The organism is Fodinibius roseus, assembly GCF_900129315.1.
In the GTDB taxonomy this organism is placed as follows: domain Bacteria; phylum Bacteroidota; class Rhodothermia; order Balneolales; family Balneolaceae; genus Fodinibius; species Fodinibius roseus.
On the sequence record NZ_FQUS01000010.1, the window covers coordinates 149,301 to 175,567 of the forward strand.

At 50.1% G+C, this 26,267-nt stretch carries 22 protein-coding genes and 1 tRNA gene; 11 read left to right on the plus strand and 12 right to left on the minus strand.

Annotated elements, in window-relative coordinates:
* Nucleotides 1-7 precede the first annotated feature (7 nt).
* The 10 genes from BUB16_RS21215 to tsaD all read left to right on the plus strand — a co-directional run bounded on the left by BUB16_RS21215 (nt 8) and on the right by tsaD (nt 13,787).
* Nucleotides 8-421: a hypothetical protein gene (locus BUB16_RS21215; protein WP_139240282.1), complete on the plus strand. Its 414-nt coding sequence runs from the start codon at nt 8-10 to the stop codon at nt 419-421.
* A gap of 81 nt (nt 422-502) precedes the next feature.
* Nucleotides 503-1,027: an META domain-containing protein gene (locus tag BUB16_RS11010; protein WP_073063794.1), complete on the plus strand. Its 525-nt coding sequence runs from the start codon at nt 503-505 to the stop codon at nt 1,025-1,027.
* Nucleotides 1,028-2,090: 1,063 nt separating this feature from the next.
* The gene (locus tag BUB16_RS11015) at nt 2,091-5,087 is read left to right on the plus strand and encodes a tetratricopeptide repeat protein (protein ID WP_244545684.1); all 2,997 of its coding nucleotides are present in this window, start codon (nt 2,091-2,093) and stop codon (nt 5,085-5,087) included.
* The gene (gene aroA / locus BUB16_RS11020) at nt 5,087-6,376 is read left to right on the plus strand and encodes a 3-phosphoshikimate 1-carboxyvinyltransferase (protein ID WP_073063800.1); all 1,290 of its coding nucleotides are present in this window, start codon (nt 5,087-5,089) and stop codon (nt 6,374-6,376) included. Before BUB16_RS11015 ends, aroA begins: the two co-directional genes overlap by 1 nt.
* Nucleotides 6,377-6,513: 137 nt before the next feature.
* Entirely contained in the window at nt 6,514-6,939 is a 426-nt protein-coding gene (locus BUB16_RS11025; protein WP_073063803.1) for an Hsp20/alpha crystallin family protein, read from the plus strand.
* Nucleotides 6,940-7,043: 104 nt separating this feature from the next.
* Complete coding sequence (gene dnaK, locus BUB16_RS11030) at nt 7,044-9,002, plus strand: molecular chaperone DnaK (RefSeq protein WP_073063806.1); 1,959 nt, start codon at nt 7,044-7,046, stop codon at nt 9,000-9,002.
* 151 nt (nt 9,003-9,153) lie between these two features.
* Nucleotides 9,154-10,719 (plus strand): L-aspartate oxidase, encoded by a 1,566-nt coding sequence (gene nadB, locus BUB16_RS11035; protein WP_170864369.1) that lies wholly within the window; start codon nt 9,154-9,156, stop codon nt 10,717-10,719.
* Nucleotide 10,720: 1 nt separating this feature from the next.
* Nucleotides 10,721-11,581 carry a carboxylating nicotinate-nucleotide diphosphorylase gene (gene nadC, locus BUB16_RS11040; RefSeq protein ID WP_073063813.1) on the plus strand — a complete coding sequence of 287 codons (861 nt, stop codon included), beginning with the start codon at nt 10,721-10,723 and terminating at the stop codon, nt 11,579-11,581.
* A 28-nt stretch (nt 11,582-11,609) separates the two neighbouring features.
* The gene (nadA, locus tag BUB16_RS11045) at nt 11,610-12,551 is read left to right on the plus strand and encodes a quinolinate synthase NadA (RefSeq protein WP_073063816.1); all 942 of its coding nucleotides are present in this window, start codon (nt 11,610-11,612) and stop codon (nt 12,549-12,551) included.
* A 234-nt stretch (nt 12,552-12,785) separates the two neighbouring features.
* Entirely contained in the window at nt 12,786-13,787 is a 1,002-nt protein-coding gene (tsaD, locus tag BUB16_RS11050; protein ID WP_073063820.1) for a tRNA (adenosine(37)-N6)-threonylcarbamoyltransferase complex transferase subunit TsaD, read from the plus strand.
* Nucleotides 13,788-13,831: 44 nt separating this feature from the next.
* Here the strand turns inward: tsaD and rnhA are convergent, their stop codons facing one another.
* From rnhA to BUB16_RS11070, 4 genes are all read right to left on the minus strand, one after another.
* A complete protein-coding gene (gene rnhA / locus BUB16_RS11055; RefSeq protein WP_073063823.1) occupies nt 13,832-14,290 on the minus strand; it encodes a ribonuclease HI in 459 nt (152 codons plus the stop codon).
* The gene (pyrF, locus tag BUB16_RS11060; RefSeq protein WP_073063825.1) at nt 14,283-15,122 is read right to left on the minus strand and encodes an orotidine-5'-phosphate decarboxylase; all 840 of its coding nucleotides are present in this window, start codon (nt 15,120-15,122) and stop codon (nt 14,283-14,285) included. Before pyrF ends, rnhA begins: the two co-directional genes overlap by 8 nt.
* A 164-nt stretch (nt 15,123-15,286) precedes the next feature.
* A complete protein-coding gene (locus BUB16_RS11065) occupies nt 15,287-16,621 on the minus strand; it encodes an SGNH/GDSL hydrolase family protein (protein ID WP_073063827.1) in 1,335 nt (444 codons plus the stop codon).
* An 18-nt stretch (nt 16,622-16,639) separates the two neighbouring features.
* The gene (locus BUB16_RS11070; RefSeq protein WP_073063829.1) at nt 16,640-17,908 is read right to left on the minus strand and encodes an OmpP1/FadL family transporter; all 1,269 of its coding nucleotides are present in this window, start codon (nt 17,906-17,908) and stop codon (nt 16,640-16,642) included.
* 217 nt (nt 17,909-18,125) lie between these two features.
* On the opposite strand from BUB16_RS11070, the gene BUB16_RS11075 reads away from it, so the two are divergent.
* Nucleotides 18,126-18,881: an SAM-dependent methyltransferase gene (locus BUB16_RS11075; protein WP_073063831.1), complete on the plus strand. Its 756-nt coding sequence runs from the start codon at nt 18,126-18,128 to the stop codon at nt 18,879-18,881.
* A gap of 177 nt (nt 18,882-19,058) precedes the next feature.
* Here the strand turns inward: BUB16_RS11075 and BUB16_RS11080 are convergent, their stop codons facing one another.
* The 8 genes from BUB16_RS11080 to BUB16_RS11115 all read right to left on the minus strand — a co-directional run bounded on the left by BUB16_RS11080 (nt 19,059) and on the right by BUB16_RS11115 (nt 26,158).
* Nucleotides 19,059-19,718 carry a hypothetical protein gene (locus tag BUB16_RS11080; protein WP_073063834.1) on the minus strand — a complete coding sequence of 220 codons (660 nt, stop codon included), beginning with the start codon at nt 19,716-19,718 and terminating at the stop codon, nt 19,059-19,061.
* 140 nt (nt 19,719-19,858) lie between these two features.
* The gene (locus BUB16_RS11085) at nt 19,859-22,051 is read right to left on the minus strand and encodes a sodium-translocating pyrophosphatase (protein WP_073063838.1); all 2,193 of its coding nucleotides are present in this window, start codon (nt 22,049-22,051) and stop codon (nt 19,859-19,861) included.
* A 23-nt stretch (nt 22,052-22,074) separates the two neighbouring features.
* Nucleotides 22,075-22,632, minus strand: coding sequence for an aminoacyl-tRNA hydrolase (pth, locus tag BUB16_RS11090; RefSeq protein WP_073063841.1), 558 nt, complete (start codon nt 22,630-22,632; stop codon nt 22,075-22,077).
* 27 nt (nt 22,633-22,659) lie between these two features.
* Nucleotides 22,660-23,373 carry a 50S ribosomal protein L25 gene (locus BUB16_RS11095; RefSeq protein ID WP_073063844.1) on the minus strand — a complete coding sequence of 238 codons (714 nt, stop codon included), beginning with the start codon at nt 23,371-23,373 and terminating at the stop codon, nt 22,660-22,662.
* A 166-nt stretch (nt 23,374-23,539) separates the two neighbouring features.
* Nucleotides 23,540-24,472, minus strand: a complete 933-nt coding sequence (locus tag BUB16_RS11100; protein WP_073063848.1) for a ribose-phosphate diphosphokinase — start codon at nt 24,470-24,472, stop codon at nt 23,540-23,542.
* An 80-nt stretch (nt 24,473-24,552) separates the two neighbouring features.
* Nucleotides 24,553-24,623: transfer RNA gene (locus BUB16_RS11105), tRNA-Gln, on the minus strand.
* Nucleotides 24,624-24,675: 52 nt separating this feature from the next.
* Nucleotides 24,676-25,863 (minus strand): DUF2851 family protein, encoded by a 1,188-nt coding sequence (locus tag BUB16_RS11110; RefSeq protein ID WP_073063851.1) that lies wholly within the window; start codon nt 25,861-25,863, stop codon nt 24,676-24,678.
* Nucleotides 25,853-26,158: a YtxH domain-containing protein gene (locus BUB16_RS11115; protein ID WP_073063854.1), complete on the minus strand. Its 306-nt coding sequence runs from the start codon at nt 26,156-26,158 to the stop codon at nt 25,853-25,855. The genes BUB16_RS11110 and BUB16_RS11115 overlap by 11 nt, the downstream gene beginning before the upstream one ends.
* Nucleotides 26,159-26,267 lie beyond the last annotated feature (109 nt).

The window sequence follows — 26,267 nt, forward strand, 5'->3', positions numbered from 1 at the left end:
GTTTTCAATGTCTTGGAATAACAGCAGCAATGCTTCCGAACGCCTGAGAGACTGGCTGGATCCCAATAATACCGGTACCCTGACCTTAGATGGAACGGGGGATAATCTCCTGCAGGTACACATCGACGGACCTTATCAGATTCAGACAAACCAGTATTATCAGTTTGAAGCTATAACTGACGGAGGCTATCAGCCTTATAGCTGGCAGTGGCAGCTCGACTATGGGAATGGAAGCGGTCCCTGGCAGAATGTGGGCGGGGATTCCTACACCCATATTTCTTATAACCAGCAGGACTTTTATTTACGGGTTCAGGTGACCGATGCACAGAATGATACCAAGACGTCGACGATACACCCCGTTACAGTGTCACCGGGTGGAGCTGCTTCCCAAGATACAAGCTTAAATGAAGAGGAGAAGTAACGAATGTTGGTTCATTCTGGTAAAGGGGTGAATTCCAATTTTGCAAATTATGTTAATTATTTAAATACTTGGTGATATATTATGAAAACTCTAATTACAACTTTGATCGTGTTCATTTTAGGCATTGCATTGGGAGTAGCTTGCGAAGATACACAGCCATGGGAGGATAATTTGGCCGAAGCTGACACTACTCTGGTTGGGCCCACCTGGCAGCTTATAGCATTTGTGGAAGATGATGGAGATCGAATTCTTGTTGAGGATCTACCCGAATCAGGAAGGATATACTCAGTCGAATTTACGACACAATCCGCCGAAGAGTGCGTTGATACTGAAGATCCTCCGTATGGAACTTGGTGCATGAGAATTGCAGGTCATCCCAATAGTTCGCCTTCTACCACCTATGATTTGGATTCAAAAAACCGATCCCTGAAAATTTATTTTCGAGGAACAACTTTTGTTTACCCTCCCGAGGGAGCTAAAGAAACTAAATTTTTTAAGGCTCTCGACGCCACCACCCATTACCAGATCAATGGCAAAGAGCTCCGCCTCTTCTACAAAAACGAGAAAGTACTGCTGTTCGAACCGGCGGAAGCAGAGCAGGAGTAAGTGAACGGCAGGCGTTGAGGAAGAAAAACTTCCGAACTTGCCGGGTGGCTCCAAATTTTTACCTATCAGATTGCTTCGAGCGATCTGATGGGTTTCCTATTCCTATTATGCAAAATACAGGAGTATTTTAAAACTCTCTCATATGCATTCTGGATAACTCCTCGGATGATTTTTATAATTTTCAAGGGAAAGAAAGAATCTGGCTCTGAAAATGGACGAGTTATTTAAGTAAGGAGAGTTCTTTTCCCGGCTTAATAAATTGTGCTGAGGAGAGTGACCGGAGCTGAAGCGTATAGAAATCACTTCTGTTTTAGAGGAAAGAGAAGCTCAAATCTTGGTTCCAAAAAAACAACGGGGTCTGGGGAATAGCGGGAAAATCTATATTAAAAAAGACTCATGTGGAAGAGCTATCCCCGTTTGATCACTATAGTAAACAGAAGATCTGGCTATTCCCCAGCGACTTTTATTTGGGGTTCCGTTTTTTTCGTCGTTGAAAAAAATGGAACAGCCTCTTTGGTGACAAAAACTGTACAAGTTCAAATAGGCCCTCTCACAACGCCTAACCGCCTTCGAATAGTTATTTTACGTTTCCGGAGGAACATTTTCGGTTTATTTATATACTAATCAACAGCATCACACGTAATAAATGGGCACAATGGCTGGTATTGTGCGCTTGGATTAATGCCTCTTGGTATACTAACGGCTCTAACCGGCTATTTAGACTTATTTCATTCCGTACGGCCAGGCAAGGGGAGTAGAGCTGAGCCAGGGCCGGAAGGCTGGTGAAGTATATATAATACAGGACAGGAGTTTGCGTTTATAGCTCGAGGATATGGGCCGGTAGCCGGGCCCGGCAGTCCTGCTTTGCAGCCCGTACAATGAATACCTTGCGATAAGGTGCAGGCAAATAATAGAGAAACTATAAAATAATAGGTGTGTTCGCAGTTATTTTTTACATTTAGACCTCTTATTATAATCTCATATTATGAGAAGTTCGATGTATACCAGATAATATATTGCTATATTTCTTCGCAACTGAAACAGTAAACGGTTTCCGTATCTCATGGTAAAACGATTCAAATTTTGCGCTTTATTTTTGATATTTGTAATGGGCTATACCGTTCAGCCTCACGCTCAGGAAGTTCAGGAACCCTCTTCCGAATATTATCAACAAGGAATTCAGCTCTTTGACCGGGGACTATATGAAGAGGCGGCCGGTGAACTGGAGCGGTTTGTCAACCGCAGGGAGGATCATGAGCTGGCATTGTCCGCCCGGTTTTATTTGGTGCGGGCCCGGGCAAAGATAGATTCCACGAATAAACAATCTTACTACGAGCGATTTATAGCAGACCACCCGCACACCGATTTTTCTTCTACACTGCTGTTTGATCTGGCTGAACAGGCTGAACAGCAGGGACAGTACAGCAAAGCCATCAATAGCTACCAGCGGTCGCTGGATTTGGGATTACCCCGCAAGAAAGCAGCTGAAGTTTACTACTGGATGGCTGAAGCAGCCATTGCCGGGGGAGATACGGAACAGGCGAGGCGCTATTTTCTGACCGTGGGGGAAGAGTACCCGGATTCGGAGTGGGCCCCCAAAGCGCTCTATACACGCGGGAGATTATTCCTGTCGGAAAACAACTATGATGCTTCCACCGAGGCTTTTGAACTGCTGAAGGAGCAATACCCGAATGCCGATATTACACGCAGAATAGGCATGGCTCTCGGAGAATCGTACTACCAGCAGGGACGCTACGAAGAAGCCATAGGGGCGTTTGAAGATGCCATGCCCTATCTGGATGAAGAGATGACCACGAAGGCGGTATTACTCATTGCCGAGAGTCATAATTATTTACAAAACTATGACGAGGCTTCTAAAACGTATCTTCAGTATATCAACCGCACGAAAGGCACGGATGAGGAGCGATCAGCCCACTATGGACTGGGATGGCTCTACCACAAGCAGGAAATTTACCACTGGGCATCGGATGAGTTCGAAAAAGCTTCGGAAGGATCGGATGAGCTCGCCCGAAAAGCCCTGTATTACAAAGCGGTGAACGAAAAATTGGGGTCAAGATACCGAGAGGCCATGGAAACTTTCCGGAGCTTCGGCGATCGGTTTAGCGAGGGACCGTGGGTGGAAAAGACGTATTATGAGTGGGCTATCACCGCGTATGAGATGGGACGTTATTCGGAGGCCATCGAAGTACTGTTGCCGCTTGTTCGCAATGAAGAGGAGTTGGAATGGGGCGGGAAAGTATACACGCTTCTGGGAGAAGCCTATTTTGCCAATGAAGAGTTTACCCGTTCTATCCAGGCGTTTGAAGCCGCCGAGGATGTAACCGATGTGGACCCGGCGGTCAAACGTCAGGCTCGATTCCAGAAAGCATGGGTACAGTACAGCAACCAGGCGTATGAAGAGGCCCAGGCTATTTTTCAGTCGCTGCATCAGGAAGTGCCCGATGAGGATGTCGGACAGGAAGCCCTTTTCTGGAGCGCTGACGCCTATTATAATATGGAGGAATTCGGTCCGGCTGCCAACCAGTTCAGCCAGTTTATCCAGCAATATCCTGGCCACGAGCTGGTTGGTCCCGCCAGCTACTCGCTGGGATGGAGCTACTTTAAGATGGGTAATTTTGAACAGGCGATCGGTCCTTTCAGGACGTTCCTGCAGGAATACGAAGCTCCCGAGACAGCTCTCTATCCGTATGACACGGATACCCGGCTGCGTATTGGAGATGCTTACTATGCGCTCGGGAATTACAGTGAGGCCATTGCCACCTACAAGCAGGTAGTGGGGGCAGAGCCGGGAGGGGATTACGCCCTGTTCCAGATCGGAAACAGTCATTATCGAAGCGAGCGGACCTATGATGCCGTTACGACGCTCCGGCGGTTTTTGCGAACGTACCCGGACAGCCGGCTTAGCGAGCAGGCGCAATATAACATTGCTTATATCTATCTGAATACCGGCAACTACTCGCAGGCCGTGGAAGAATTTCAGACCGTTATCAATAAATATCCCGGTACCAGCTGGGCGGCGCGGGCACAGTACAATATCGGGGATACCTATTATAACGCCGGTGACTATGATAAAGCCATCGAAGCGTATAAAGAAGTAATGGAAAAGTACCCGGAGAGCGACTATATCATCGAGGCGGCGAATGGTATTGAGTATGCCCAGCTTTCAGCCGGAAATACGGATGCCAGCTCTTCGGTCCTGGAAGATTTCCTGGAGGAAAACCCGCAGACGTCGATGGCCGACCGCCTTCGCTTTCGAAAGGGCGACAAACTTATGCAATCCGGTGACTACGAAGGGGCGATTGAGGAGTTTCAGCAATATATACGGATCACGAATAACCAGGACCTTCTGCCTGATGCCCACTTCAATCTGGCCGATGCCTACGAGCAAACGGATCAGCTTGATCAGGCTGTAAGCACCTACCAGACGATTGTAGAGGAATACCCCGATTCGGAGCGGGCAGGGCCTGCTCTCGCGGCACTGGGACGTATTGCCTATGGGCGGGGTAATTATCAACAGTCACACAGTTATTTCGAGCAGCTGTTGGACCAGGGGGGCAACCGGTATCGACTGGAGGCTTATATCGGAATGGGGGACGCGCAGATTGCGATGGGCAACACCTCTGCGGCCGAGGAGCATTACCGTTCGGCCCTGCAGATTGATGGCGATTACGCCGCGGCTAATGTAGGACTTGCAAAAGTGGCGCTCAATAACGGGGCTTACCAGGATGCCAAGGATCTGCTGAATCTGGTGGCCGAGGCCAATACGACCGAAGTGGGGGCTGAAGCGCAGTACCTGCTGGGGGTAGCGAGTCATGAAAACGGAAATTATGAAGAAGCCGTTCAGCACTACTCCAGGGTAAGCGTTTTATACGGAGCATTCGACAGCTGGATTGCTAAGTCCCTGCTCGGGAGAGCCAGGAGTTTTCTCCGGATGGAACAGCCCGGCGAAGCGCGGTCCGCCTTGAATACCCTTGTTAGCGATTATCCGGATACGCCGGAAGCACAGGAAGCACAACGCCTATTGGAACAGACGAATTAATGGATTATACCGTACAACCGGCTGCGTCGCTGCACGGCATCCTTCAACTGCCGGCTGACAAGTCGATTTCACACCGGGCGGCGATGTTCGCTGCTCTGCATCAAGGCAGGTCAACAATAACCAATTTTTCGGAAGCCGCCGATCCTCACAGCACGCTGGACTGTATGCGCGAGCTGGGCGTGGAGATTGAGGAGCCGGGAAACCATACGCTTATTGTGCACGGGGTGGGGCGCGACGGGCTGCAAACACCTTCCGGTGACCTGGATTGTGGGAACTCAGGGACGACCATGCGGCTGTTGAGCGGCATCATCGCCGGCTCAGGGGTTTCCGCCCGCCTGACGGGAGACGAGTCGTTGTCGGTCCGCACTATGAAGCGTATTATTGAGCCGCTCCGGGCGATGGGCGCACATATTGAAGCCCGGGAAGATGATTTTGCCCCGTTGAACTTCCGCCGGGATGCTGAGCTCAAGCCCCTGCATTTCCCCCTTCCTATTCCCAGCGCACAGCTGAAATCATGTGTGTTGCTGGCCGGACTTTTCGGTGACGGTCCGACTGAGGTGATCGAAACACTGCCCAGCAGAGATCATACCGAACGGTTGCTGAATCTTGCCATTGAGGAAAAAGAAAAAAAACGAATAATCCGGTCCAGCCGTAAAGATGTGGTGCCGGGACAATCCTACCGGGTACCCAACGATTTTTCGGCAGCCGCCTTTTGGCTGGTAGCGGGGGCTATTCATCCTGAAGCGGAAATCAGCCTGCCGGGGGTGGGACTCAATCCCACCCGAACGGGCGCTCTTGGGATCCTGCAGCAGATGGGGGCTGATATGGAAATTACGAACAATGATCACGAGGGAGCGGAGCCGGTAGCCGACATACGAGTAAAAAGCTCGCCATTGAAACCGGTGAAGATAACCGGGGAGGTGGTCCCCAACTGTATTGATGAAATTCCCATTCTGGCCATTGCCATGCTTTTCGCCGATGGAGTGTCACGTGTTTCGGGAGCAGAAGAGCTTCGCCATAAAGAAACCGACCGGCTGAATGCGCTGGCCGAAATGCTGGAATCGGCGGGAGCTGACTTCGAAGAATACAAAGATGGCTTTACCATTAAGGGAGACCCCGACTTCCGGCCTGATCCGGCTGCATTCAGTAGCTTCCATGACCATCGTATTGCAATGGCGGCGGCCGTGCTTGCATTGATGGGACCCGACTCCTCTACTGTCTTGAACGGTCATTGTACCGCCATCTCCTATCCCGGCTTTTGGGAGGACCTGTCATTGCTGACGAATTGATTCTTTAATCCGCAAATTTGACAAAACCTGTCGATTGTGGACGCAATAATGCCAATACGTCATAAAACATTCCTTTCTTTATAGGTTGGCATTGTGATTGCTTTTATAAGAGCGAACATCAACAAATGGTTAGCTCCATGAGTGAATTTACGATCGATATTGAAAAGCAGTTAACAAGACTGGGCAAGGATATACAGGATTTCGTAGAGCGCATTGTGCCGCTCGAAGATAAAGGGCATGATTTTACACCCTCTTGTGATATCATTGAAAGTGACGAAAGCTTTGTCATTAAGCTGGATTTGCCCGGTTTGTCAAAAAATGAAATTAATATCGCTCTTAAGGAACATGTATTAACCGTAAAAGGAGAACGAGCCGGAAAACTGGCCGAAGATGAAACATACCGCCGGCAGGAGCGTTCGACGGGCGTATTTTCACGCTCATTTGCGCTTCCGGAAAATGTGAACACTGCCGAGACGGAGGCCCGGTTTAAGGAGGGCGTTCTCTCTGTTGCGATGCCGAAAACGGATGTCCCGGTTGACGCGACATCCATTCCGATAAAATAATGATGGAAATGTATTTACTGTCAAGCCGGCCCGAGAGTGTTCGGGACGGCGGCGAAAATTTTTAAAAGAATTAATCAACTAACAAATAATCATAAACGACTATTATGGGAAAGATCATAGGAATTGACCTGGGCACAACGAACTCCTGCGTTGCCGTTATGGAGGGGAATGAGCCCACTGTTATTCAAAATTCAGAAGGCGGACGAACAACTCCTTCGGTTGTCGCTTTTTCAAAGGATGGCGAGCGCCTCGTGGGCGCACCCGCTAAGCGACAGGCCATAACGAATCCTGATAAGACAATTTCTTCAATCAAGCGTTTTATGGGCCGCTTTTATGACGAAGTGGAGGAAGAGGCCAAACAGGCTTCCTACAAGATTGTCAAAGGAGATGACAATACCGCCCGTGTGCAGATTGAAGACCGCAAATACGCACCCCAGGAGATTTCTGCGATGGTGCTTCAGAAAATGAAGCAGACCGCGGAAGAGTATCTGGGCGAAGAAGTGACGGATGCTGTTATTACGGTGCCTGCTTATTTTAATGATGCACAGCGTAAAGCCACGCAGGAAGCCGGAGATATTGCCGGACTGAATGTAAAGCGAATTATTAATGAGCCGACCGCAGCTTCGCTGGCGTATGGACTGGACAAGAAAGATGAGGATCAGACGATCGTTGTCTATGACCTGGGCGGGGGGACGTTTGACGTCTCCATCCTGGAGCTGGGCGACGGCGTATTCGAGGTTAAGTCCACCAGTGGTGACACCCATTTGGGGGGCGATGACTTCGATTCGCGTCTGATTGATCACCTGGCCAAGGAGTTCAAGAAAGATGAGGGAATTGATCTGCGGGAAGACCCGATGGCTATGCAGCGACTCAAGGATGCGGCTGAAAAAGCTAAAATAGAACTTTCCAGTTCACAGAAAACGAATGTCAATCTGCCGTTTATCACGGCTACGGATTCGGGCCCCAAGCATCTGAATATAGATGTCAGCCGCTCGCAGTTTGAGAAGCTGATTGATGATCTTGTGCAAAAGACGGTGGGACCGTGCAAGAAAGCACTGGATGATGCCGGATTGAGCAAGAACGAAATCGACCAGGTGATTCTGGTGGGTGGTTCCACGCGCATTCCGAAGATCCAGGAAGTTGTTAAAGATTTCTTTGGCAAAGATCCCAGCAAGGGTGTGAATCCTGATGAAGTGGTTGCTGTAGGCGCTGCCATCCAGGGCGGGGTCATGTCTGGCGATGTCGATGATGTGGTCCTGCTTGACGTTACCCCGCTGTCGCTGGGAATTGAAACCCTGGGCGGCGTGTCAACACAACTGATCGAGGCGAATACCACCATCCCGACCAGCAAGAAAGAGACCTTCTCTACGGCTGCGGATAACCAGACGAGCGTGGAGATTCATATCCTGCAGGGGGAACGGGCCAAGGCACAGGACAACCGAACGCTGGGTCGCTTCCACCTGGATGGCATTCCGCCGGCGCCCCGCGGCGTCCCGCAAATCGAAGTGACGTTCGATATTGATGCCGACGGCGTGCTCAATGTAAGTGCGAAAGACAAGGGTACCGGCAAAGAACAGAGCATCCGCATCGAATCTTCTTCCGGACTGTCTGAAGAAGAGATCGAAAAAATGAAGAAAGCTGCCGAAGAGCATGCGGAAGAGGATGAACGCATCCGCGAGCGGGCCGAGAAGCTCAATAAGGCCGACAGCCTGGTCTTCTCTACACGCAAACAGCTGGATGAGCACGAGGATAAGATCTCGGATGAGAATAAAGAGAAAATTGAAGCTGCCCTTGAAAAAGTTAAAGAGCTGCACGACCAGGAGAAGGTTGATGAGCTCGATGAAGCCATGGAAGAGCTGAATACCGCATGGTCAGCAGCCTCGCAGGAGATCTATCAGTCGGCAGCCCAGGAGCAAGCTCAGCCGGGCGGCCCGGGCGGTCCCGGAGCGGGAGCAGCCGCAGGAGCTTCTAACGGGGCAAGTGATGCGGAAGCGCCAGATGAGGAAGAGGATGATGCAGTAGATGCTGACTTTGAAGTCGTCGATGACGATGAGAAGGAATAAATAGCATCCATCTGATTTTGCATGGACATCAATAACAGAGATAGGTAGATAGTAAAGCCCTTCATCGGTTGATGGAGGGCTTTTTTATTATCTTGGGTAGCTTACCGAATATACCTTATATTTAGGGTGAAATTTTAGAAACCTGTATTACGTGAACAGCACAACCATAAGTACGGATTTTCTCGTCGTCGGCAGCGGTGCAGCCGGCCTTAATGCTGCTTTGCATGCCAGCAGGTATGGCCGTGTCAGTCTGGTAACGAAGTCCGGGCTTGAAGACAGCAGCAGTTATTGGGCCCAGGGGGGGATTGCCGCCGTCTTGAAAGGCGATGATACCTTTGAAAGCCATAGGGAAGATACGCTCCAGGCGGGTCGCGGGTTGTGTGACAGGGAAGCCGTGGACCTGTTGGTTCGCGAGGGCGCCCGGGAAGTAAAGCGATACATCGACCTGGGGATGCGATTCGATGAAACGAACGGGAAGCTGGATCTCGGTCTGGAAGGCGGACACTCCAACCGGCGGGTCTTGCATGCCAACGGGGCGGCAACCGGTAAAGCGCTTATTGAATTTTTGACGAAATTGGTAAAAGCGGAAGAACGCATTACGGTAACGGAACAGGCGTTTGTTTATGAATTGTTCAGGAATGAAAAAGAGGGGCGTTGCCAGGGGGCGGCAGCGTATCTTTACAGGGAACAGGAACTGCTACAGATAGAAAGTCCGGTAACATTGTTAGCTACCGGTGGTTATTCAGGGCTTTTTCAGCGGAGCACCAACCCCCATACCTCGACCGGTGACGGCTTGTGGCTTGGATATGATATCGGCGCAAAGCTGCAGGACCTGGAGTTCGTGCAGTTTCATCCCACGGCTTTCTACGCCAGTGACGGGTCCACCTTTTTGATCAGTGAAGCTGTACGCGGCGAAGGAGCTCAGCTGTATAATGAAAAAGGGGAGCGGTTTATGAATGCATATGATCAGCAGGAGCTGGCTCCCCGCGATGTGGTGTCCCGGGAGATATTTCGTCAAATCCAAAAACAGGAAAATGATTATGTGTTTCTGGATGTGCGTCACCTGGATACGGAAAAGCTGGATGCCCATTTTCCAACCCTGCTCGGTAAGGTTAAGGAGCAGGGAATTGATATCAAAAATGAAGGTATTCCGGTGGCACCCGCTGCCCATTATTGCATCGGGGGACTGGCGACCGATCTGGATGCCCGGACGAATATCAAAGGACTATACGCCTGTGGTGAGGTTGCGGCGACGGGCGTGCACGGGGCCAACCGACTGGCCAGCAATTCGCTGCTGGAATGCCTGGTTTTCAGCAAACGTGCGGTTCAACATGCCTCATCCATAGAGAAAAAGCCGCCAGAAAGTTTTTCCACTGATTTCAGGATCCGTGAAGAGGGAAGTGAAGCATTCACGGCCCTGCAACAGGAAATTTCGGAAGTATTAAGCCGCCATGCGGGTATTCAGCGCAGCAGAAAAGGATTGGAGCAGGCTGCCGAGCGATGTCGGGCGCTGAGAAAGCAGCTGTCGGATGAGCAGAGCGAATATTTTGCCATACGTTCGCGCGGCCTGGTACAGCTGGCCGGGCTGGTCGTACTGTCCGCTTTGCAAAGGGAAGAGAGCCGGGGAGTCCATATACGGACTGATTTTCCGGAATGTTCTTCGGCGTCTGAACATATCGCTTTTCTAAAATCTGTTGAGCATTCGGAAGCTCTATAATATGAATACAGCACTAACTGAAATAATTCCCGAGGAGGTTATCAACCGCCTGATTGACCAGGCATTTGAGGAAGATATCGGAAGAGGTGATGTCACAACCGAGGCTATTATTGATGAACAGGCGCAGGCCGAGGCTACCTGGACGGCCAGGGGCCAGGGAACTATTGCAGGAGTTACCATCGCCAGACAGGTGTTTATAAGGTTGGATCCTGATATCCAATGGAGCCCGAGAGTCGAAGAAGGGGAAGAGGTATCCCCCGACAGTGACATTCTCGCCATGCGCGGGCGGGTTCGTGCTCTTCTGACGGCCGAACGCATCGCCCTGAATATGGTCCAGCGGATGTCGGGCATCGCAACCAAAACCCGTCAGTTTGTAGAAGCCGTAAAAGAATTTGATGCGCAAATTTTAGATACCCGGAAGACGGTGCCCGGCTTGCGCTTGCTGGACAAATATGCCGTCAAGGCGGGCGGGGGACAGAATCATCGGTTGGGGTTATACGATATGGCTATGATTAAGGATAATCATATCATTGCGGCCGGCACTATTGAACAGGCCGTACAAAAGGTGCGCAACCGTCATCCCGAATTGAAAATCGAAGTGGAAACAACGACGATCCGGCAGGTTGAAGAGGCCCTTTCTGCCCGTGCGGATATCATTATGCTCGATAACATGAGTGCTGCTGCAATGCGGAAAGCCGTGGAACTGATCAAAGATCAGGCAAAGACGGAGGCCTCAGGCAACATCACCCTTGAAAGGGTACGTGAAATCGCGGAGACAGGCGTTGACTATATTTCAGTAGGGGCACTTACCCATTCGGTGGATGCATTTGATATCAGCCAAAATTTACAACAACTTAAATAAACAAAATCTCAAACGGTGAGATAATTTTATGAATACCCAAGAGTTAGTAGCAGAAATAAAACAACTGAAAACGGAACGAAATGCCGTCATCCTGGCTCATAACTACCAGGTGCCGGAGGTACAGGATATTGCAGACTATATCGGCGACTCGCTGGGGCTCTCGCATCAGGCCGCCGAGACCGAGGCCGAGGTGATTGTCTTTTGCGGGGTGCATTTCATGGCCGAGACGGCGTCCATCATATCGCCCGATAAAAAAGTACTTATCCCGGACCTGGATGCGGGTTGCTCGCTGGCGGACAGTATTACCGCGGAGCAGCTCCGGGAGTGGAAAGCTGATCATCCCGATGCGGTGGTAGTCACTTATATCAATACGACGGCCGCCGTTAAAGCGGAATGTGATTACTGCTGTACCTCCTCAAACGCGGTCGATATTGTGGAATCGATACCTGAGGAGAATGAGATCCTGTTTCTGCCCGATAAATTTCTTGGTTCCTATGTAGAGATGGTTACGGGCCGCGAGCTGAATATCTGGGATGGGGCCTGTCACGTGCATGAAAAAATCGGGGAGCTAAACCTGGGTGAAAAACAGAAGGAATATCCTGATGCCGAAGTGCTGATCCATCCCGAGTGTGGCTGCTCCACCTCGTGCATGATGAAATCAGCGATGTATTTTGATTGTGAAGACGGGCATATTCACTCCACCAGCGGCATGTTGAATCGTGCCAGTGAGTCGAAGGCTGAAGAGTTTGTGGTGGCTACCGAAACCGGCATTCTGCACCGGATGAAGAAGGAAAATCCGGGAAAGAAATTTTACCCGGCGAATGAAAATGCTGTCTGCGAATATATGAAGATGATCACCCTCGAGAAGCTGTATGAGGCACTTAAGTACGACCAGTTTGAGGTTAAAGTACCTGATGAGCTGGCAGAGCGGGCGCATCTGCCGATCGAAAGGATGCTGAGCGTCGCGTAATCGTAAGTTTTTTTATTGCTTGGTGCGTATTTTATATTTCGATTTACAGGGTCTCCTGGACTAAACAACATCTGTTGCGAGTCCGTCGAATTTGGCCATATTCCGCACTATTTATCGTTATATTGGGCTCTATTCGCCTCAAAAGACCAAAATCTAACTCAAATCGTCTGGCTCTTGACACGATCCTCTAATCCCGGATAAACAGAATACGGACTGCGCAAGACGGCACAGCTTATGAATATCTTAGGTATTGAATCCTCATGCGATGAAACGGCTGCGGCGGTCTATACCGGGAATGGACTGAGATCCAATGTTATCGCCTCTCAGGCTGTCCACGAGCAGTACGGAGGGGTTGTGCCCGAGCTGGCGTCGCGGGCGCATCACAAGACGATCTGGGCGACGGTACAGCAGTCGCTTGAAGAGGCCGGGATTTCGCTTGATCGGATCGATGCGGTTGCTGTGACGCAGGGACCAGGTTTAATGGGGTCGCTGCTGGTGGGACTTTGTTTTGCCAAGGGATTATGTCTGTCCCGCGGCTTTTCGCTTATTGGCGTCAATCATATGGACGCGCATATCTATGCCAACTTTATCGATGATGAGCCCGAATACCCGTTTGTTTCGCTGACGGTTTCCGGAGGACATACGCAGCTGGTGCATGTTTTGGGTCCGTTTGATCATATCCTGCTGGGAGAAACCCGCGATGATGCCGCCGGGGAAGCTTTTGATAAGATCGGGAAGATTTTAGGCCTTCCCTATCCCGCCGGACCGGAGATCGACAAGCACGCAAAGGGGGGGGACCCGCAATTCCATGACTTTCCGCAGGCGATGCTGGATAATAGGTTTGAGTTTAGCTTTTCGGGACTCAAAACCTCGGTAATGTACTACCTGGAGGACCGGGAAGACCGGGAATCATTTTTGGCCGAACATCTCAGCGATGTCTGTGCCAGCGTTTCGCGGGCCATAACGGAAGTACTCGTAAAAAAGCTGGAGAATGCTATCGAACATACCGGCGTGCACACTGTGGTGCTGGCAGGGGGTGTTTCCGCCAATTCCATGCTGCGCGCCAGGGCCCGGCAAATGGCTGGTGAGAAAAATTGCCAACTGCACATCCCCCGCCTGGCCTACTGTACGGATAATGCCGCCATGATTGCGGTTACCGGTTATATGATGGGGCAGCGAGGAATGTACTCCGATATGAATCTAAAACCCTACGCTAATTTAGCAGAAAGTAGATAGTCAAAAGTAGAAGATAGTTTTCTATCTTCGGCTTTCGACTACTTTTACGACTGCTGGAATTTTCTGGAGGCTTCCACCGCCAGCCGGTCAACACGATTGTTGCGCTCATTATCGGAATGACCCTTTACCTTGATCCACTCCACATCATGGGGCTGCATGGCGGTGAGCATCTCTTCCCACAGGTCGCGATTTTCTACCGGCTTTTTATTTGTTTTCTTCCAGCCGCGCTTTAGCCAGCCGTCTACCCATCCCTGTTTAAAAGCATTAACGATGAGGGCGCTGTCGCTGTGAATCTTGACGTGGCACGGCTGATTCAGGGCGTTTAATGCTTCGATGACGGCCCGCATTTCCATCCGGTTGTTGGTTGTGTCGGGGGCTCCGCCGGTGATCTCTTTTTCCTGGCCATTCCACTGGAGCAGCGCTCCCCATCCGCCCGGACCGGGGTTCCCGCTGCAGGCACCATCGGTGAAGACAATAACCGTTTTTTTATCGGTATCAGACATATTTTTTCGTAATTGGGGATAATTGCTGCTTTAGGTTTTTTGCCGACCGGGCCACTTCTTTTGGCCATTGTTGAGATTCGCTGCCCGCATATATAATGCTCCGGCTGGAGTTGATGAGGGGGATTCCCCGGTGATTGGCCAGGGCTTCAGCCAATTCAACAACAGATCCGCCCTGTTTGCCCACCCCCGGAATAAGCAGCGGAGCCGCCGGGAAATGCATGATGACCGGTTGTAGGTCAGGAGCCTTGGTGGCTCCGACCACCATACCGAGGGTCGTGGGGCTTTTATCCTGTCTCTGTCTGAGCCGTTGGGCAATGTAAGCGGAGACCGTGTCGCCGTCCGGCAGTTTTTTGAGCAGTATATCCTCCGCCCCGGGATTGGAGGTCAGGGTCAGGGTATAGACCCCTTTACCGGGTTCTTCCAGGAAGGGATCCAGGGTTTCAAATCCCATCAGCGGGTTAAGCGTAATGGCATCCACATCAAAATGCTCAAAAAAGGCCCTGGCATAATGTTCGGCTGTAGAGCTGATATCCCCCCGTTTGGCATCGGCAATAATTATTTTATCTGGAGGGAGATAATCCACAATTTCCTGGAAAGTGTCCCAGCCGTCCGGACCGAGGGCCTCGAAAAAACCCAAGTTGGGTTTGTAGGCCGCGCAATATTCCCGGGTGACATCGATCACTTTTTTTAAAAAACGGCTGACCTTTGCAGGGTCAGCTATATCCTTATTCCGGAGGCCCGCGGGCAATAAGTCCAGGTTGGGATCAAGCCCCACGCAAAGGGTGGATTCAGCCTCCTGCACTGCTTCTGCTAATTTGTCTTTGAAGGTCATAACATATAGCAATTAAAGTTCAGCAGAAGATACAAACTGCCGGAGGGGATTCGAAATGGTTAACGATAAAAAAGAGCCGTGACGGTACGGCTCCTTTTAGGGGCCTATTGTGGTGTAACATGCGTTCCCGCTTGGTCTCTGTTTCCAAAACAAATAGTCAACCCTCAGTTGCCTGTGGGGATGCCCCGGGGAATGGAGCTGAGATCTATATCCGTGAGGCCGGCGTCGTAGGCGTTGTTAATGGCCTCGATCGTGAGGTTTGCTATAATCCCGTGCCCCTGGTTGCTGGGATGTACCCCGTCAAAGCTAAAGAGTTCTCCGGGGACCGGACGCATCGTTTCTTCCCCGATGGATACCCCTCCGTCTTCAATAATTTGTCCGTATGCCGCGTGGATATCCACCAGGGCATAACCGTGATCGGATGCGGCTGATGCAATCGCATTATTATATTCCTGGACAACCCCGTTGGCCCGGGCCAGCTCGGATTCGCCGGTCGGGGGCGAGGTAACGGGACCGTCCAATACAAGGCTGTCAGGTATGGCGTCGCCCGGGGTGACGGGAGGCGGAGCTTCCCCTGCCTGGATCCGAGCAAAATAACCGGCAGCCGAGAGCAGCAGGAAATCGTTCTGGCGCATGACCCGCGGCCCGCTCGCTGTTTCTATATAAATGGGAAAATTGCCTTCCGCGGTCGCCAGCTGGTACATTCGGGTGGTTTCATCATAAGTGATAGCTCCCTGCTGCTCCAGCTGGGCCCTGAGAAAAAAGACGTAGGGGATGCTTGTCACATCGGGAATATTGTAGAGCACGGCATCCGCTTCCGTCTGGACAATCGCCTGTATAGCAGCCTGGTAGAGACTTTGAAACTCCTGGGGGGGCAGGTAGGGCCGCGTGCCGCCACTGGTCACATATCCCAGGATATCGTTATTGCCCAGCCAAAACATTACGAAGGTAGGCTCCAGGACCTGCAGTTGCTCTGCCTGGGTATTGCCCAGGTCTCTCAATACAATATCAAAGAACGGGTTGCTTTGCCGCCGGTCGGAATAGGGAGCGCCCGGGAGGTCCTGTCCCAGGAAATCGGCCAGGATAGCATTGGGAATGCCCAGGTTGTTATAGGGCCGGTCGAGGTCAGCATTAAGAGGCTGTCCCTCTTCTTCTGTTGGCGTGGGGGAATTGGCCGGGTCCGCGGGAGGGATGGATCCGTCAAGTTCCAAACGTCCCCCGATCCCCGGGTTGCTGATAAGCGGCTGCTCAAATTCCTGAACCGATTCCATTTGTCCCGCTACCAATGAAGGATAGGAGTAGCGCTGGGCCGTTTCAAACAGCGCGCTGCTTTGAAACCCCGCCGTCAGGCTGTTGCCGACAGCTGCCACCGTTGAAAAGTCAGCCTCACCGCTGTCAGATTCAAAACTGACATCATTGAAATCCTTGCAGGAATAAAGTGAAACCGACGCTATGAGGAGCGTCAGGATGAAATGTGCCAATAGTTTGCGAAATTTCATAATAGGACTCCTTTATACTTAAAATTTCATGGTTACACCAAGAGAAGGCAGGTTGGCATGTGTATTGTAGACCCCGTGAAAGCCGTTGACCGATTCGCGGTTGATGCGTTCCTCAGACCTGATGAAGATGTAGGAAGCATCCACGGCCAGGTAATCGGTGAGTTCATAGCTGACGCCCCCCGAGAACAGCCACCGGTCGGCATCGGGCAACGTAGGGTCCATATGTTCGGTAGGCAGAGGCGATCGGTCAAAGGCGATGCCGGCGCGAAGGGAGAGTCCCTGGGTCCAGGCGTCGGTATATTCGCCTCCCACCCGTATTTGCCAGGAATTGTCGTACCCGCGCTCATTTGCAAGCCGGTCTGACCCGAAGGCGGGTATTGTTTCATCAAATTCAATAACCAGTTCGTCGTAACTGGACCAGCCCCACCATACATAATCGGCTTCGAGACTGAGATTTTCGGTCGCTTGCACATTTACGGCCGCCACCCAGTTGGCCGGGAGCTCAAGCGTGGTGCCCCCACCGGCACCGGAAGGAAACAGGGCAGTAGGAAGATCCCCGAAGTCAGCATCTCCGCTGAATTCTGTTTCCACCTTGCTGCGATAGGTAAAGCCGAGCCGCACCATGTCTGTCGGTTCATACAGAAGTCCCACATTATAGCCGATACCCGGCTTGTCGAGTTCCCCGTCTAACGAAAAAATATCATCTTCGACCGCAAAATCTTCGACGGCACGAGAAAGCTTTACGTTTCCATAGGCGGCAATGACCAGGCCGGCCCCGATTTTTACGTCGCCTATGCCAAAGTCCGGCAGCTGGTATCCGATGGTTGGCTGGACAAATATTGTTTCAATAGAGGTTTCGATAGCCTCGGTACGCCCCACCCAGTTGGCATCCCACCTGGTACCCAATCCAAAGGGAGCGTAGACCCCGATACCGGCCGTAAGGCCATCCTCAATTTCATAGGAGGCATAGAAATTGGGTACAAAGAAGTTTTGCTCGTCCATTTCATACCTTTTGTCGCTGCCTGGGTACGCACTGGAACTCGCAAAAGGTCCTCTGAAGGTTGTCCGGGGGGCTATGATGGTTCCACCTGCACTTACACGTATACCATCCAGGCCACTGAGCCCGGCGGGATTATAATAGATTGTAGATATATGATCGGCGTAGGCTGAGAAAGCTCCCAGCATTCCGTTGGCGCGAACGCTGGCTTCATAGATCGAGAAACCGCTGGAATAGGCGGAAGCCGAACATACGAATACAAGGCCAATGGTAGCTATTAATTTTCGCATGAGATCATTATTGAGATTGAGGTTTTCATGGTGTAAGGAGAATGCAGATCCTTAAAAATTATTACTTCTCGTGTAAAATATTCTTACGTAACTTAACACTGTTAAGTTCCAAATGCTAAAAACCAGTCCGGTGACAGAAAGCATTATTTGCAAAAGAGCCTGAACTTTTATTCTTTCGGGTGAAATACTTTTAACATAATCACGTAGAAAGAGGTTCATGGATTGGTTTGAAGAGTGGTTTGACAGTCCCTTATATGAAAAATTATACGCAAACCGGGATGAAGAGGAGGCAGCACAGCTGATCGAACTGCTCGAAGAGACGCTGTCTCTGCAACAATGTTCGAAGATATTGGATCTGGGATGCGGGCGGGGACGTCATTCGATCAACCTGTCTAAAAAAGGATACCAGGTAACGGGTATTGATCTTTCCAAACAGGCCATTGCTACGGCTCGTGAGAAAGCGAGGGCAGAGGGGATTGATAACATCCGGTTCAAGGTTCGGGATATGCGTGACCCGCTGCCGGAAACCTTCGATGCCGTTGTTAATCTCTTTACGACGTTTGGATATTTTAAATCTGATACCGAGAATGCCAGTGTATTTGACAGCGTCAGGCAAATGCTGGTTCCGGGAGGCATTTTCGTGTTGGATTATCTAAATGCTACCCGTGTCCGCACTGCTATACGATCGTCTGAAGAGGGTTCTTTCCATGGTATTCATTATACGATCAGGCGGTATATAAAGGATAATGCGGTGTTCAAGGAGATAGAATTTTCGGGAGACAGGATTGATGGCTCCAAAAACTATGCAGAACGGGTCAAGCTCTATACGCGCTCATGGTTTGAACGTGAGATGGGAAAACGGAATTTAACGATTGACCATACCTACGGGGATTATCAGGGGAGTGACTTTGATCCGGAAAGCAGCGATCGGTTATTGATTATTTCTCACTTGAAAGAAGGAAGTGTCAAGTAACTGTCTGCCAATCTGGTAACCGGTACCGAATAACCGATACCTAAATTAATCCTTGACACGAAGCTTAGAAATTGTCAAACACCGATAACCGATAACCGATAACCGATAACCGATAACCGATAATTACTACGTATCCTTGACATGTGGAGAAGAAATAAAGAGTCTTATATCGGTACCTTATAGCACGGTATCAGCAAACACTTCTTCGGCCCCGTGCGGGGGGCGGTCCAGGGTCCAGGTTTCAAAATAAAAATGCCGTTCTGATCGCATTCGCTTGCTGTTGATGCTGAAGAATCGAAAATGGCTGTCGACCAGGGGTTGGAAAACTTCAAAAAGGGAAGGGTAAATATTTTCTGTGGAGAACAGGTGCAGATCGAAACCGTGATGAGCCTGTTCTTTATATAGAACGTAGTTTCCGGTTTTGAGAACCTTGCTCAGGGCTTCCTTTTTATGTCCCACATTGGACTCCTCGTCAATTCGAAGCGTGCCAAAGTTAACGGATTCTGCTTCGCCGCCGATTATCAATGCCTCTCCAACGCCGGTAGCAGCTAATGCGCTGGACAGGGAATCATAGGTGTCTTCAGCGGTCGTAATATCATCATGGGAGAAAGCCTTACTTATCTGCTGGATGACAGCGTCTCCCTTAGCGAGGGTATCCAGCCCGAACTGTTCTTCTTCCAGCCGCGTACCCGTGAGATAGAACTTGGAGTACGTGGGCGTGGGGTTCATAAAATCAGCCAGCGTGGCCTCGACTTCTTCCGGGGTTTTATTGGCGTTTCGTTTGGCCAGCTTATCGAGACGCAGGTCGTGATCGAAAAAAAGCTTGAAAATATCCATAAAAATATTGCGTGATTGGTAGTGCGTAGAATCAAAGATACGTAATAGGAAGAAAGCAGGAAAATAAGGCTTTAAAAATAAAAACCCGTATCCCGGATGAGCCGGAATACGGGTTTTAAATAAAAAATGAATGTTAGTCTTTAAATCATGGTAGCAATTACGAGGGCTACAACGGACATAAGCTTCAACAAAATATTCAGCGAAGGACCGGAAGTATCTTTAAACGGGTCGCCGACGGTATCGCCGACTACAGCCGCTTTGTGGGCATCGGAGCCTTTGCCGAGCGTTTCACCGCTCACTTCATAACCTTCTTCAATCATCTTCTTGGCATTGTCCCACGCGCCGCCGGCGTTGGATTGAAAGAGAGCCATCAGCACGCCTGAAGCCGTCACGCCGGCAAGCAGACCTCCAAGCATCTCGGGACCGCCGAGGAAGCCGAATGCGACCGGAACGATAACTGCAAGCACCCCGGGAGCAACCATCTCGCGCAGAGAGGCCGTTGTGGAAATAGCAACACATTTTTCATATTCGGCTTTGCCCTCCGCCTTTTCAAAAATGTCGCGGTCTTCTTCCGACCATTTTTCGAGCTTTTGGCCTTCGTTGCGAGCCATCGCATCAAGTCCGGCACGGAGTTCGGGAATATCTTTAAACTGGCGGCGAACTTCTTCAATCATCGACATGGCTGCGCGTCCCACTGCTTTCATAGACAGTGCAGAAAAAAGAAAAGGAAGCATAGCCCCGATAAATAGTGCGGCCATAACATAAGGATCCGTCACACTGATAGATATATTCGTCCCGGGATTGACCGCCTCATACGAGGTGATAAAGGCGGCAAAAAGGGCAAGTGCGGTCAGGGCTGCAGACCCGATAGCAAAGCCTTTACCGATAGCAGCTGTCGTGTTACCAACCGCATCGAGTTTGTCGGTTCGTTCCCGAACTTCATCAGGAAGTTCAGACATTTCAGCAATACCGCCGGCATTGTCTGATATCGGTCCGTATGCATCCACCGCCAGCTGAATTCCGGTATTGGAAAGCATACCTACTGCGGCAATAGCAATACCGTACAGCCCGGCAAAATGGAAGGCCCCGATGATAGCCGTAGCAATGATAATAATCGGAATGGCTGTCGAAATCATACCCACGCCCAGCCCGGCAATAATATTTGTTGCAGAACCGGTGACGGACTGCTCTACAATGGATTTAACGGGATTGGTACCCGTGCCGGTATAATGTTCGGTGATCAACCCGATCAGCAGTCCCGCTGCCAATCCAAAAATAGTAGCAAAAAATACCCCGTTCGGCGTGTACGTAATGTCATTGAATACCCAGGTTTCGGGCAGCATCCAGTGGATGAGGAGGTAGGAAGCTACCAGCATTACGGCGGCAGAAGTAAATTCACCGATGTTCAGCGCAGACTGTGGATTTCCGCCCTCTTTTACACGTACAAAGAACGTGCCCAGGATGGAAGTGAGAATACCCACACCGGCCAGTACAAGCGGTAACAATACGGCGTTTAATCCACCGAAAGCGTTGGTTTCCCCAAAACCGGTAAGCCCGATGAAGGCCGCACCGAGTACCATCGCTCCGATAATAGATCCGACATACGATTCAAAAAGGTCAGCCCCCATGCCTGCAACATCGCCCACGTTATCGCCCACGTTATCGGCGATAGTAGCAGGATTCAGCGGATGATCTTCGGGGATTCCCGCTTCCACCTTTCCCACGAGATCAGCGCCTACATCAGCTGCTTTCGTATAAATTCCACCCCCGACACGAGCAAAAAGGGCAATTGATGATGCGCCAAAAGAAAATCCGGTTACAACCGCCAGTACTCTTTTAACACTCTCGGCTGTTCCGACACCAAATTGATTTCCGAAAAAGAGGAAGAGAACTCCGAGTCCCAACACACCCAAACCTACAACTCCGAGACCCATAACAGAGCCCCCGGCAAAAGCGATGTTCAGACCTTCTCCCAGGCTGCGGCGTGCGGCATTGGTTGTTCGCACATTTGCTTTGGTGGCCACCTTCATGCCTATGAATCCGGCCAGCCCTGAACAGATAGCACCCAAAATAAATGAAATGGCAACCATCCAGCTTGAAAGCTGAGGGTCAGCGCTCCAACCGAGGATGACCGCTACCACAGCCACAAAGACCGCAAGGACCTTGTATTCCGCTTTGAGAAAAGCCATCGCACCTTTGGAAATATGGGAACTGATGGTCGCCATTTTTTTGGTTCCCACTTCTTGTTTTGAAACCCAGGATGATTTAAAGAAGGTATAAAGCAGCGCTATGATACCGCTGAGCGGGATTAAGTAGGTTAGTAATGTATCCATATCTTATTTGGTTAGTTGTCGGATTAGTTAAAGTTATTCATCGCTTCATCGATCCCATCCCTGACAAAGGTATAACTGGCATCGATCGCTTTATCTACGGTAGAAATCATAATGTCTTGTTCTTCTTCGGAAAAAGGGGAGAGGACATACTGTACTTGCTGGCCCCTGGGAAAATCATTTCCAATACCGATGCGCAGGCGGGGGAAAGCATCTGTTCCCAATTTTTGAATGATATCCTTTATCCCGTTATGTCCCCCCGCGCTGCCCCCGGGACGCAGTCGAATAGTACCTATTTCTAAATCGAGATCATCGTAACATACCAGGCAGTTCGCGGCGTCTTCTTTATACCAGTTAAGTAACTGTTGGACGGCATCTCCACTGTTATTCATATAGGTGGTAGGCTTTGCCAGGTAGACATTATGCCCTGCATGGCGCCCTTTGCCAACATGAAAAGGGCCCTTTCCGGGCCCCATTCGCACTGACATTGTCTCAGCCAGCGTGTCAATGAATCTGAATCCAATATTATGACGCGTACCAGCATACTTGCGCCCGGGATTTCCCAGACCTATGATAACAGGCATAACGCAATCACGCTGGTTTGGTCAAAATTACTGTTCGGTTTCGTCTTCCGCACCTTCTTCGGGCTCCTCTCCTTCGGCCGCTTCTTCGCCTTCTTCGAGTTCGCCTTCGATAGGTTCTTCGCCTTCTTCGAGTTCTTCTTCGGCCGGCTCTTCGGTGATAAGGGAAGAGGTAAGCAGTTCTTCGGACTTTGGAGGACGAATAGTGACGATCGTTCGGCTGAGATCATCCAGCGGGGTAATGCCTTCAAGCTCGAGATCACTCACATGCAGCGAATCCCCGATTTTCAGGTCACTTACATCCACGCTGTATACGCCCGGGATAAGATCAGGTGTTACCCGAATGCGTAATATATGCAACGGCTGGAAGATGCGTCCGCCGCCTTCGGTTACCCCTTCGGGCGTTCCTTCGAGATGAATCGGTACGCTGATCGTCACTTTATAATCATCAGCTAATACATAAAAGTCCACATGCACCGGGCGATCCGTAAGCGGATGAAACTCAACTTCCTTGAGAAGTGTCTTGTAGGTTTCGCCGTCAACATCTATTTCAATAATCTGACGTTTACTAACCGACAGTATTTTTTCGAGTTCAAGTTCGTCAATAGAAAAATGAACGTTTTCGTCCACCTTCGGTCCGTACAGTACGCCGGGCACCCGCATGGCATCACGCAGAGCCTCGGCGGCCTTGCGACCGGTTTCTCTTACTTTTCCTTCTAATGTAACAACTTCAGGAGTAGTCATAATTCTTTTAAGTTAGTTTTTACCACTAAGCACAAAATCACCAAATGTGACTTCACTGTATACATATACTGTCTTTCAGAAATGGTTAATCATTATTCAATTCAATAAATACCCGCTATTTGCGAATGATAATGAATGAGTGCTTTCGTGTTTTTGTGGTTACCAGTTAATCGTCAAAAAGTGCACTTATTGTATCGTTGGTATGGATACGCTGAATGGCTTCCGCAAAAATACCGGCAACGCTAAGTACCTTGATTTTATTCGAAGGCTTGCGCAGCGGTACGGTATCCGTTACCAAAAGCTGATCAATAGGTGAATCTTCAATTCGCTGATACGCCGGTCCCGATAAAATGGGGTGCGTACAGGTTGCAATGATATTTAGCGTTCCGCGTTCTCTTAGTGCAGAGGCAGCGTTGGTAAGCGTACCCGCTGTGTCGATAAGGTCGTCGACAATCAGTACGTTTTTACCTTCTACCTCACCGACAATATTCATAACTTCAGCCACATTCTGCTTGGGACGCCGCTTGTCGATAAATGCCAGTCGCGCTCCGAGGCGTTTTGCATAAGAGCGGGCCATTTTCAGGCTGCCCACATCCGGAGCTACCACCACAAGGTTTTCAATCGGGTGTTCGCTAAAATGATCAATAAACAACCGGCTGGCATATAAATGGTCAACCGGAATATCAAAAAAACCCTGAATCTGGGCCGCATGCAAATCCATGGTCAGGATTCGGTCGGCCCCCGCTTCCGTCAGCAAGTTTGCCATCATTTTGGATGCAATAGAGACGCGCGGCTGATCTTTACGATCCTGCCGTGCATAACCGAAATAGGGAATGACCGCCGTTACCCGCTTGGCTGATGCCCGTTTGGCGGCATCCAATAGCAGCAGAAGTTCTATAATGTTGTTGCCCGGCGGGGGGGTGGATTGCACCACAAAAATATCCTCCCCACGTATGCTCTGTTCATACTTTACATAGAGTTCGCCGTCTGAAAAAGGTTTGATTGTAACCTCCCCCAGTGAAGTACCGTACTGTTCTGCAATAGCCCGCGATAAAGCTAAGTTACTGCGTCCGGCAAATATAGCTAAGGGTGTATCCAACGGAGCGGAATTCAGAAGTTCAGTTTATAAAAGAAAAGGATGGCTTTACAGTCATCCTTTATATTTGTGAAATCGATATGTTGCCCGGGGAGGATTCGAACCCCCACTGACGGTACCAAAAACCGCTGTCCTGCCATTAGACGACCGGGCAATCAGGCCCCTTTTTTAACAGATTCAGATAATAGGGATTTACCTGTTTTAAATCAAGGAGAAATCGCATAATTAAAGACAAAACATTTTTGGCATTGGCCCGCCTTACAGTAGTTGCGCAGCTGATGGATGGTTCCCAGTTTTTTGGAGTAGCGGCCCGGGTCGATTGCTGTCTTGTGCAGTGTCTTAAGCAGGGATTTCGGCAGCGGAACACGGTGTGTTTGCCATAAATTCCAGCTTTTATTTTTTAACTTCCCGGACTGGAACAAGCTGCCAAGTGCATAAAGAGCCGGCAAAAACACAACACCGAAAAGAATAGCAGCCCGCTCCTGGCCGAGAGATGGGGTAATATCGATTGATTGTACAAGATGGTCCCATAGTTTTGCTGGTTCTTCCTGCATCCATTGTTCGAAAGGTAGGTGATAGAGATGCCATAACCCCAGCGCGGCCTGCTGAATGCGGTGTTCGGGATGATTGTTTGGCCGGCATCCCTTGTGGTTCCATTGAAAACGAGCGGAGGGACGGTCATCGGCTAAAATGCCCGACACCGCAAGGGCATGATTTCGCAAATTATCGGCTGAGGAATAGGTTTCGATTCGATCAAAGAGCCGCCTGCCGAGTTCGCGCATCGGCTTACGGTTGTGAGAAATTCCCAATCCGTCGAAAAAAGCGATGTTCAACATTTTTAGCCAGGCGCGGGAGGGAGGAAGAGACGGGTCATAAAAGGTTAGCAGATCATCAACCTTTTGTTCAAAGTATTCTTTATGTGTTTTTTCAAGCTGTTTGAGAAAAGCCTCTTCTGAGATAAATGAAAGATATTTGGCACAAGGAAGCTGTGGATGTTTAAGATACTGAATGAGAAACGATTCCAGCGGCTTGGAGAGGTATGGCCCCAGCCAGAGTGTGGGAACAGCCGACTGGTCATGGCGCCGGACCGTCTTGGAGGTTTCTTCAAACACCACGTGTAGGATGACATTATTGTAGCGCGGATCCCGCATATGGGCATGCGATTGCCAGTCAGACAGCTTCCGGTGTATTTCCACATCACCATACCAGCGCAGGCTGCCAATGGTAATTTCAGCACTCCTGAAATCGGGACCGTCCGTCTTATTGAGGCTGCCCGGGTGATGAATCCGTACTTTCAGTCCGGAAACCGTACGCAAATATTGTCTGTTAAATTGAGTGGTTTCCCAAACCCATTGGAGTAATTTTTCGTGATATGAATATTGGCTACTGTTCATTGAGCAGTTCCTGTTCACTTAAATTGATACGCTCGGTAGCTTCATACAGGTCCGGGATGTTTTGTTTCAATCCATCGTGTACGTTTTTCCGGATATGAAGTAGTTTTAACCGGCCTTTTCGCCCGGCACTTATACGCTGACGTTCAATCCAGTTGGTGAGTTCCTCAGCGTGCTCGGATATCCAGGCCCGGCTCTTTCGTCCGCTGTTGGGAGTCAGCAGAACCCCGAGTGTAACCCCGCCGATAAATGAACCGGTGGCCAGAAGAAGAGAGTTGAGGATAGATTTCTTGGTCATAATAAATCTCCTTTTAGAAGGCTTTGCAAAACCCCCTGATTCAGTGCGTTTTTAATGGGATTCTGTTATTTTTCGGTTCATTCTAAATTTTAGTTCATAAAAACATTCA

Coding starts and splice junctions, on each gene's coding strand:
- BUB16_RS21215 (WP_139240282.1), top strand. CDS start 8: ATGTCTTGGAATAACAGCAGCAATGCTTCCGAACGCCTGAGAGACTGG.
- BUB16_RS11010 (WP_073063794.1), top strand. CDS start 503: ATGAAAACTCTAATTACAACTTTGATCGTGTTCATTTTAGGCATTGCA.
- BUB16_RS11015 (WP_244545684.1), top strand. CDS start 2,091: ATGGTAAAACGATTCAAATTTTGCGCTTTATTTTTGATATTTGTAATG.
- aroA (WP_073063800.1), top strand. CDS start 5,087: ATGGATTATACCGTACAACCGGCTGCGTCGCTGCACGGCATCCTTCAA.
- BUB16_RS11025 (WP_073063803.1), top strand. CDS start 6,514: ATGAGTGAATTTACGATCGATATTGAAAAGCAGTTAACAAGACTGGGC.
- dnaK (WP_073063806.1), top strand. CDS start 7,044: ATGGGAAAGATCATAGGAATTGACCTGGGCACAACGAACTCCTGCGTT.
- nadC (WP_073063813.1), top strand. CDS start 10,721: ATGAATACAGCACTAACTGAAATAATTCCCGAGGAGGTTATCAACCGC.
- nadA (WP_073063816.1), top strand. CDS start 11,610: ATGAATACCCAAGAGTTAGTAGCAGAAATAAAACAACTGAAAACGGAA.
- tsaD (WP_073063820.1), top strand. CDS start 12,786: ATGAATATCTTAGGTATTGAATCCTCATGCGATGAAACGGCTGCGGCG.
- rnhA (WP_073063823.1), bottom strand. CDS start 14,290: ATGTCTGATACCGATAAAAAAACGGTTATTGTCTTCACCGATGGTGCC.
- pyrF (WP_073063825.1), bottom strand. CDS start 15,122: ATGACCTTCAAAGACAAATTAGCAGAAGCAGTGCAGGAGGCTGAATCC.
- BUB16_RS11065 (WP_073063827.1), bottom strand. CDS start 16,621: ATGAAATTTCGCAAACTATTGGCACATTTCATCCTGACGCTCCTCATA.
- BUB16_RS11070 (WP_073063829.1), bottom strand. CDS start 17,908: ATGCGAAAATTAATAGCTACCATTGGCCTTGTATTCGTATGTTCGGCT.
- BUB16_RS11075 (WP_073063831.1), top strand. CDS start 18,126: ATGGATTGGTTTGAAGAGTGGTTTGACAGTCCCTTATATGAAAAATTA.
- BUB16_RS11080 (WP_073063834.1), bottom strand. CDS start 19,718: ATGGATATTTTCAAGCTTTTTTTCGATCACGACCTGCGTCTCGATAAG.
- BUB16_RS11085 (WP_073063838.1), bottom strand. CDS start 22,051: ATGGATACATTACTAACCTACTTAATCCCGCTCAGCGGTATCATAGCG.
- pth (WP_073063841.1), bottom strand. CDS start 22,632: ATGCCTGTTATCATAGGTCTGGGAAATCCCGGGCGCAAGTATGCTGGT.
- BUB16_RS11095 (WP_073063844.1), bottom strand. CDS start 23,373: ATGACTACTCCTGAAGTTGTTACATTAGAAGGAAAAGTAAGAGAAACC.
- BUB16_RS11110 (WP_073063851.1), bottom strand. CDS start 25,863: ATGAACAGTAGCCAATATTCATATCACGAAAAATTACTCCAATGGGTT.
- BUB16_RS11115 (WP_073063854.1), bottom strand. CDS start 26,158: ATGACCAAGAAATCTATCCTCAACTCTCTTCTTCTGGCCACCGGTTCA.